The 8,320-nt window shown below is 48.8% G+C and carries 10 protein-coding genes; 5 read left to right on the forward strand and 5 right to left on the reverse strand.

Annotated elements, in window-relative coordinates; translation table 11 throughout:
• Positions 1–19: 19 nt before the first annotated feature.
• Positions 20–418, reverse strand: a complete 399-nt coding sequence (locus Q0499_RS06675) for a flagellar basal body-associated FliL family protein (protein WP_299197510.1) — start codon at positions 416–418, stop codon at positions 20–22.
• 331 nt (positions 419–749) lie between these two features.
• On the opposite strand from Q0499_RS06675, the gene rsd reads away from it, so the two are divergent.
• Together rsd and Q0499_RS06685 are read left to right on the forward strand one after the other, a co-directional pair.
• Positions 750–1,232, forward strand: a complete 483-nt coding sequence (rsd, locus tag Q0499_RS06680; RefSeq protein ID WP_299197512.1) for a sigma D regulator — start codon at positions 750–752, stop codon at positions 1,230–1,232.
• Between the two features lie 58 nt (positions 1,233–1,290).
• The gene (locus tag Q0499_RS06685) at positions 1,291–2,271 is read left to right on the forward strand and encodes a hypothetical protein (protein ID WP_299197514.1); all 981 of its coding nucleotides are present in this window, start codon (positions 1,291–1,293) and stop codon (positions 2,269–2,271) included.
• Between the two features lie 193 nt (positions 2,272–2,464).
• Here the strand turns inward: Q0499_RS06685 and Q0499_RS06690 are convergent, their stop codons facing one another.
• Complete coding sequence (locus Q0499_RS06690; protein WP_299197516.1) at positions 2,465–2,929, reverse strand: hypothetical protein; 465 nt, start codon at positions 2,927–2,929, stop codon at positions 2,465–2,467.
• 258 nt (positions 2,930–3,187) lie between these two features.
• Between Q0499_RS06690 and Q0499_RS06695 the strand changes: the two genes are divergently transcribed.
• From Q0499_RS06695 to Q0499_RS06705, 3 genes are all read left to right on the forward strand, one after another.
• Positions 3,188–3,556, forward strand: a complete 369-nt coding sequence (locus tag Q0499_RS06695; protein ID WP_299197519.1) for a hypothetical protein — start codon at positions 3,188–3,190, stop codon at positions 3,554–3,556.
• A 789-nt stretch (positions 3,557–4,345) separates the two neighbouring features.
• Positions 4,346–4,570, forward strand: a complete 225-nt coding sequence (locus tag Q0499_RS06700) for a calcium-binding protein (protein WP_299197521.1) — start codon at positions 4,346–4,348, stop codon at positions 4,568–4,570.
• A 206-nt stretch (positions 4,571–4,776) separates the two neighbouring features.
• Positions 4,777–5,109 (forward strand): YMGG-like glycine zipper-containing protein, encoded by a 333-nt coding sequence (locus Q0499_RS06705; protein ID WP_299197523.1) that lies wholly within the window; start codon positions 4,777–4,779, stop codon positions 5,107–5,109.
• A 98-nt stretch (positions 5,110–5,207) separates the two neighbouring features.
• Here the strand turns inward: Q0499_RS06705 and Q0499_RS06710 are convergent, their stop codons facing one another.
• Genes Q0499_RS06710 through Q0499_RS06720 form a run of 3 tightly spaced genes read right to left on the reverse strand, consistent with a single transcriptional unit; the run spans position 5,208 to position 8,317 of the window.
• Positions 5,208–5,966, reverse strand: coding sequence for an amino acid ABC transporter ATP-binding protein (locus Q0499_RS06710; protein ID WP_299197525.1), 759 nt, complete (start codon positions 5,964–5,966; stop codon positions 5,208–5,210).
• Between the two features lie 15 nt (positions 5,967–5,981).
• A complete protein-coding gene (locus Q0499_RS06715) occupies positions 5,982–7,079 on the reverse strand; it encodes an amino acid ABC transporter permease (RefSeq protein WP_299197527.1) in 1,098 nt (365 codons plus the stop codon).
• Between the two features lie 11 nt (positions 7,080–7,090).
• Positions 7,091–8,317 (reverse strand): amino acid ABC transporter permease, encoded by a 1,227-nt coding sequence (locus tag Q0499_RS06720; protein ID WP_299197533.1) that lies wholly within the window; start codon positions 8,315–8,317, stop codon positions 7,091–7,093.
• Between the last annotated feature and the right edge of the window lie 3 nt (positions 8,318–8,320).

The following is an 8,320-nucleotide window of genomic DNA, read 5'->3' on the forward strand; positions in this document are numbered from 1 at the left end:
TGATATGTACCTCTGAGGACTATTGCAACACAAAGCTGGTGAAGAACAGATCGGCAACATAAGCTTCTCCCTCCTCAGCCAACAGTACCTGCTGCACTTTCTGCAAGGCTTCCTGCGCAAGAAAATGCTGTGCATCGACCGTTTTCAGCTGTTCTTCCTCCTTCGCACTCAACAGCATCAGAATTTCGTGGCGTAATTCAGCTTTATGATAGTTCACCGCATGGTGAGCCGCAGGACTGGTCACCTGAATGGTCACTTCACACTTTAAAAAACGCAGTTTCCCCGGGCTGACAAAGTTGGCGACGAAGGGCTTCAGCTCAATATAATTAACATAATCATCCGCTGCCGGCTCATCAGCCGCCCAGACAGGCTGCAACATCACCCCCAAAAAAAGTACCAGCAACAAACGTTTCAACATACTTAAGCTTCCCTATCAGGCTTCAGAGCCCGCTCTGAACTAAACATCGGTGAATCAAACAAATTCGTAGCGCTCGTAAAAAAGATTGTTTGAAAAACTCTGACACATCTTTTATTTACCCATACAACCGAAGATCAGTCGACGATAAAACAGAACGATCCTATCAGCGCTTGTCACTGTTGTACCATCTTTAACAAAAAATATCAGCGCTGCACTACTAAGTTTGAGTAACACCGGGTGAAAAGAACTCCGCTATTGCCTCTTTCACAACGATAGGATTAGTATTGGTGCATGCAGACAGCAAGAGCTGAACACAATAAGGAGGCCTGCTATGCTAGAAAAATGCCGAAATGCTCAGGAACGCTGGGGAGGTGTTAGCGACATTATTGATAACTGGCTCGAAGGACGTCAGAAACTGATCAGTTTTTTTGTGTCGTTACCGCAACAGAATGTCCAGGAAACACTGAATGATAAAATTCAGGAATTCTGTCAGCTGATGATGGATTATATCTCGTCAGGACACTTTGAAGTTTACGAACAGCTGTTAAAACAGGGCAGCGAGTTCAATGATGGCAGCCTGGAAAAAGCACAGGAGCTATTCCCACAAATTCAGAAAAGTACTGATGCTGCACTCGACTTTAATGATGTCTACTCAGACTTTGAGGGTGTCACACTACAGGAAATGTATGAGCTAACCTGTCAGCTGTCATCCCTTGGAGAATCTCTGGAAGAGCGTTTTGCGCTTGAAGATGCCATGATCGAAATTCTCCATACCGCCCATCGCGAACAGGTGTTTGCTGAAGCCCACGCATAACAGGGCCAGGATTAAGCCCGGAGTTTTAAGATTAGTGTTCAGGTATTAGGGATAGATTATGGTAAACAGGCTTAGCGCTGCTAGTTGCGCACTCTTAGCCACTGTAATACTCAGCGGTTGCAGCTCGGGAGATGAACCCGCTAAGTATGTTGAATACACTCTCCAAGGTGCCTACTCCGCAACTCTGTCACCACAGTCAAAGTATGCCACTATAGGGTCATTTAACCATGGTGGCAGCCTGTGGAATGTAGCACAGCATGAACGGCTGTATAACTGGAATCATCGCGCCGGAGAATACAGCCTGATTGCCGCCAGCGCGTTCTCTCCGGATGAGCTCTATGCCGCCACCGCCAACCAGCAGGATCTGGTGTTGTGGAATCTTAGCAGCGGGAAGCCAGAAGGCTTCTGGAGTTCTCCGGCGGAGATCCTGGCAATGGACCTGTCACCCAATGGAGATTACGCACTGCTCGGTCTGGCTGACCATACCGCAGTCTACTTCGACGTAAAACGGGGCGGCATTAAGCAAACATTCCGTCATAGCGCCCGGGTAAAGTCAGTTGACCTGAGCGAAGATGCACTGCTGGCACTGACCGGAGATGATGACTACAACGCCCAACTCTGGGACGTGCAAAGCAACAAAGTTATCCACAGCGTAAAACTGGGTAATATCGTCGATACCGTGGCGCTGTCACCCAACAAGCAACTGGCATTCAGCTCAGGAAGTCTCGACCGGGCGCTCATCTGGAACACCCTGGATGGCAAGATACGCCATACCCTGTCAGATAACCGCGACCTGTTCGGCAGACGTCTCAGCTTCCTCTCCGCCCGCTTCTCTCCAGACAGCAGCCAGCTCCTCACCGGCACCGCCTCAGGCACCGTACAACTCTGGAGCACCAGCACCGGCGACCTGCTGCGCAGCTGGGAGATCCATAAACGCGACCCCTATGGCCCCACCAGCACCGGCGTGTACTCAGTAGGCTTCGGCAACGGGGTTTATTATGCGATAGGATCGAACGGGATTATCAACGAGCTTAAATAGGCGCTTCCGGCGCCTTAGTTTTTAACCACTAGAACGTCGCTTCGCCATCCCAGGGAGACAAATACTTCGCCTGCAAGAACAAGGAACAAAGGCTGTAGCTTAGCTGTAAATATTCATTCTGCTTTCGTTTTGCTATCTAAAACGATGAGCCATACGTCTCAGTAGTGGCTCATCAATCAATATCCAGCATAGATCAATTCGTTTGGGCCAGCTTTATCATTGCATTAACTGCCCCCTTCAGGTCTTCCAATGGCTGCCCGGCAGGCACGGCTTGTTTAGCACAGTTATTGATGGCAACTGCATGATCAGTAAAAAGGCGATTATCGGGGTAGCGCGCATTCAACTGCTTAACAACGGTTTGCTTATACGCATCTACTTGCTTCTGCATTGCATCGGCTTTCGCATTATCACCATTACTATACTGTAACAATCCAGGCTCCACGATCTCACTCTGGATATAGTCATTGTAACCATCCAGCCCTTTACGCACGTTATTTATCTCGCTTTTCCCATAGTTGGCCGGCGCTGAATCCAGTTTTTTATCAATAAATTCAATTAAGCCCTGGCATGACTGCATATCATTGATTAATCCTGCAGCCAACGTGAGCGGTGAAGTCACAATCAGCAACGCCATAACCATCACTTTATTTAATCTCATTTTCTCTCCTAAGATCAGATCTATACATGTAAATATGAATCTAGATATTGATTTTAACGTCTAAATGTATTTTCTTTCGACGAGAAGTCTGTATTTACAGGCATCAAAAACTCATTCAGCATCGTTACAGACAACAGTATATGTCAAGATTGAAGCTGTTTTTTGTATAATGGCAACACTGGAACGAAAACTATCCTAATATGGTTGCCGCAATGAAAGATGTGCTGGAAACCTCTTATTAATCCAATTGAGTACCCTATGAATCTAGCAGATCCTTTTGGACGCACGAAGGCCCGTAGGCAAAAAGAGTATGAGTCTCTGCGTGCTTCATTAATTAAGGCGGAGATCTCCACTATCGCTCAAGCCGAGGCCTTGCAAGCCGACGTCCAACGTAAAAAACGCTGGTCTATAGTAGTTGCCATCGTCGCCACTACTCTGCTGTCATTGCTATTTACCGAATTCAGAATCATCCTTATCTCCTTGGGCGCGCTCTTTTGTTTTTGGGTTTATAAAGTAACCGGCAACGGCAAAGAATATATTCAGCGTTATGTTGATGAAGAGCTAAGCGAAAGCGTAGACAATCATTCAGTAAACGTCCCCACGCGGGAGCATGGGAACGAAAAATAAGTGGCTAGAACGTCGCTTCGCGACTTGCTCGTTGCTAGACGCTTCGCTTGCTAGAAAAAGCGGCGAGTGACGGAGTTGACGCTAAGTATCACTCGTTCCCACGCTCTCGCGTGGGAATGCATACCTTACTACCACCCTCAACAAACCTTCAATAATCCAGCTGTGACGACATAATTTTTTACCGCATCATATCCTCACCTTGAATCAGCTCTCAATGAACGCCTTCCCGCCAGAATTGATAAACCTGATCATTTTATGTGCATTTTATAAAAACCAATGTATCCAAAGTTTGCCTGATATATGCATTCCCACGCGAGAGCGTAGGAACGAGACAAAAGAGACAATACCCACCAACATTCTGGACTTATAAAAGCTCCTCATAAACTTTGCCCACTTCAAGGAGAGTGAAAGTCTTTACCCTTCTCAACCAGCCCATCAAAACGCTCTGTTTTTAAACGCTTTTTCTAACAACGAGCAAGTCGCGAAGCGACGTCTGGCAAGCGGCGCAGCCGCGTTCTGCTCTTCTTAAAGCCGCATCTTTCGGCTTAGGTCTCCGAGATAAGACAACTAAAGAACATTAAAATCAATCACTTAATGAAATCTCGTGATAACCCGACTTCCTATAGAGACAGTAATACTGAGCAATGAGTTTATACAATACTATAACCTACTGATTTATATAAACTAATAATGTTTGGCGCGAAGTCTGCTTTATAGGGGTATTCCGATCAATTTTAGTAGTACGACGGATCAATCGAAAAACATAATGGAATAACTAAGGAGCTTTAAATGAATATCAAAACCCTATGCGCAATCGCCCTCACTGCAGCTTCAGCAACCGCTTTTGCCGCTGATATGCCTGACTTTCAGGTAGTTGATGTTAACGCCGATGGTTTTATCAGCCTGGAAGAGGCTAAAAATGTTGTAGGGCTGGAAGAGGCTTTCATGATGGCGGATCTGAATAAAGATGGCCAGCTGGATGAAGCTGAATACACTGAAGCTTCTCAAGGCTAATCAGACGCTGCTTTAAAGCCTCCGGGCACTCCGGAAGCTTTTACGGCCGGGCTTAATCTCTCTTGATTAAGCCCGGCCTGCTTAAATGCATTTACCGCAATCGGTCAGGTCCACATTAAGGCCTGCTTTACGTTCCACCTAATATCGAACCTGCGCTCAGTATCGAACGCTTTACCGTTTTCCCTCATAGTCAGAGCTTATACTTCATGAATATCAGATATCTTTTCTTAGTAATCTCAATCTTTACAGCTGAAGCAAGCGCTAACTCCACCCTGGATGCCGCTATCGGTGGAGGTCTGGGTGGCGCTGTTGGCGCTGCCATTGGCAATGAAGTCAGTGGCCGCGATGGCGCGATTGTTGGTGGAGCAATTGGTGGGGCGGTGGGTACCGCCATCAATACGGATAAACCCGCTGACTATCAACGGTCAGAGACAAAGGTGCGCACCCGCACGATGGAAACGCATATGATCCAAACACGCTCCTCTAACAACAACGCTTACCACTGCCCACCAGGCCAGGCAAAAAAAGGCCGCTGCTAACCATCAGAAATAATGTAAAAAAACCGCCAAACTGGCGGTTTTTTTACATGCTTTTTCTAGCGACTAGCAAGCGGCGCAGCCGCGTCTGGCAACGGTTTTTAATGCGCTAAAATCTGACTTAGGAACAGCTGGGTCCGTTCATGCTGCGGATTGTTAAAGAACTCATGGGGCTCGTTCTCTTCAACAATCTGCCCGCCATCCATAAAGATAACCCGGTCGGCGACGGTCTTCGCAAAGCCCATCTCGTGGGTGACGCAGAGCATGGTCATCCCTTCGTTCGCCAGTTCGATCATGACATCCAATACCTCTTTGATCATCTCAGGATCGAGTGCCGAGGTGGGCTCATCAAACAGCATCACATCCGGGTTCATACACAACGAGCGGGCAATCGCCACCCGTTGCTGCTGTCCACCGGATAGCTGGCCTGGATATTTCAGTGCCTGATCCGGAATTTTTACCCGTTCCAGCAGCTCCATCGCCCGGGCTTCAGCCTCTTTACGGGGCATCTTTTTCACCCAGATCGGCGCCAGCACGCAGTTCTCCAGCACCGTCAGGTGTGGGAACAGGTTGAAGTGCTGAAACACCATGCCCACTTCTTTGCGGATCGCTTCGATATTTTTAATATCTTCATTCAGGGGAATATCGTTAACGATGATATCGCCCTTCTGGTGTTCTTCCAGGTGGTTAATACAACGAATCATCGTTGATTTGCCGGAGCCGGACGGGCCGCAGATAACGATCTTTTCGCCCTGCCTGACCTCCAGGTTTATGTTCTTCAGAACATGGAACTCGCCGTACCATTTATTCAGGTCACGCAGCTCCACCATCAATTTATCAGTCGCTTGTGAATGACTCATCTCAATATCTCTCTGTTATCGGTTGCCGTGGCCGGTATGAAGTTTTTTCTCTAGTTGCTGCGAATAACGCGACATACTAAAACAGAACACCCAGAACAACAGGGCAACAAACAAATAGCTCTCGGTGGAGTAGCCGATCCAATCCGGATCCTGGTTGGCTGCCTGACCAATCGCCAGGACATCAAACAGGCCGATAATCAGCACCAGACTGGTATCCTTAAACAGCGCAATAAAGGTGTTCACAATACCCGGAATCATCAGTTTCAGGGCCTGCGGCATGATGATCAGAATCATCTTCTGCCAGTAACCTAAGCCCAGCGCATCGGCGGCTTCATACTGCCCTTTAGGGATCGCCTGCAGGCCACCCCGGATAACTTCCGCCATATAGGCAGATTGAAACAGGGTGATACCGATCAGGGCTCTGAGCAGCTTGTCAAAGCTCATCCCTTCCGGGAAGAACAGCGGCAGCATCACCGACGCCATGAACAGCACCGTAATCAGCGGCACGCCCCGCCAGATTTCGATAAAGGTGACACAGACGGATTTTACAATCGGCATATCCGATTGCCGTCCCAGTGCCAGGAGAATACCCAGGGGCAGCGAGGCCACAATACCGACCACCGCCAACACCAGCGTCAGGGTCAAACCACCCCACAGGTGAGTTTCAACCTGATTCAGGCCAAACGCATTGCCGTACAGAAGGAAGTAAGCGATGATGGGATAGACCACCAACAGCAGGGTTGCTACCAGCCCTTTTCTGGGCGTTTGCGGCATCACCAGCCAGGCAATAGAACCCATCAGAATGATAAAGGCTAACTGCGGCCGCCAGTGTTCAGCTTCCGGATAAAAACCATAGAGAAACTGGTCCAGCCGGTTGGAGATAAACACCCAGCAGGCGCCACCACTGGTACAGGCGTCCCGACTGGTACCAACCCAGTCTGAATCGATGAAAATCCATTGAATGGTGGGTACCAGAAAGCTGATCAGGAAATAACCAACAACAATCGTTGCGATCGAGTTGACCGGCCCGTTAAACAGGTTTTTACGCAGCCAGCCAACCACACCGATCATGCTGGACGGTGGGGGCAGTGTGGGTTGAATTTCATATTTCATAGCATCCCCTCCTAGCGTTCCGTTAACTGAATTCTGGCGTTATACCAGTTCATAAAGAATGAAGTGAGCAGGCTGAGGGTCAGGTAGACCGCCATCGTCATCGCAATAACCTCGATCGCCTGTCCCGTCTGATTCAGCGTCGTGCCCGCAAATACGTTAACCAGATCCGGATAGCCGATAGCGGTCGCCAGTGAGGAGTTCTTTGTCAGGTTTAGATACTGACTGGTCAGCGGCGGTATCACCACGCGCATCGCCTGAGGAATCACAATCAATCGTAGCGTTTTGGCTTTCGACATCCCCAGCGCAGTGGCCGCTTCAGTCTGACCGTGAGACACCGCCAGAATACCGGCCCGCACGGTTTCAGCAATAAAGGCTGCGGTATAGATACTCAGGGCAACCCAGAGCGCCATCAGCTCCGGTATGACGGTAATACCCCCCTGGAAGTTAAAGCCTTTCAGCTCAGGATGATCCAGCCCCAGGGGCATACCACTGAACAGGAACATAATAAGAGGAACACCGACAATCAAGCCGATGCTGGTCAGAATTACCGGGAACTGTTGTCCCGTCAGTTCCTGCCGTTTTCTCGACCAGCGAGCAATCACCCAACTGGCAATAATGGCCGCAAAAAAGCCGAAAACGACCAAACCAAAGCCCTCTTCAGGTACCGGAGAGGGAAAAATAAAACCCCGGTTATTAATGAATGAGCCAAAGAATTCAATACTCTGACGGGGGTGCGGCAGGGTGCGCAGCACGGCGTAATACCAGAAGAAGATCTGCAGCAGCAGTGGGATATTACGAAACACTTCAATATACAGCGCAGAAAATTTTGCGATCAGCCAGTTATCTGACAATCGTGCCACACCCAGAATAAAGCCCAGAATAGTGGCGGCAATAATACCCAGAATAGCGATCAGAATAGTATTCAGCAGACCCACGACAAACGTCATGCCATAGCTTGACGCTTCGGTATAGTCGATCAGGGTCATGGCGATACCGAAACCCGCTTCACGCGTTAAAAAGTCGAAGCCGGTGGTGATGCCACGCTGTTCCAGATTGGTTAGCGTGTTGTCAATAATCGTGTAAAAAACGAAGCCCAGTGTAGCCAGCAGCAGTACCTGGAACAGTAGCGACCGTTTTTTCGGATCGTTCCAGAACTTGGGTTTGCTGGGCGGTGGCGCTTTATGTTGGGCAGAGCCGCCATCAGGCTTGTGACCTGAATTCGAAATGTCTGAGGACATTGT

Source organism: uncultured Amphritea sp. (assembly GCF_937127095.1).
Classification (GTDB): domain Bacteria; phylum Pseudomonadota; class Gammaproteobacteria; order Pseudomonadales; family Balneatricaceae; genus Amphritea.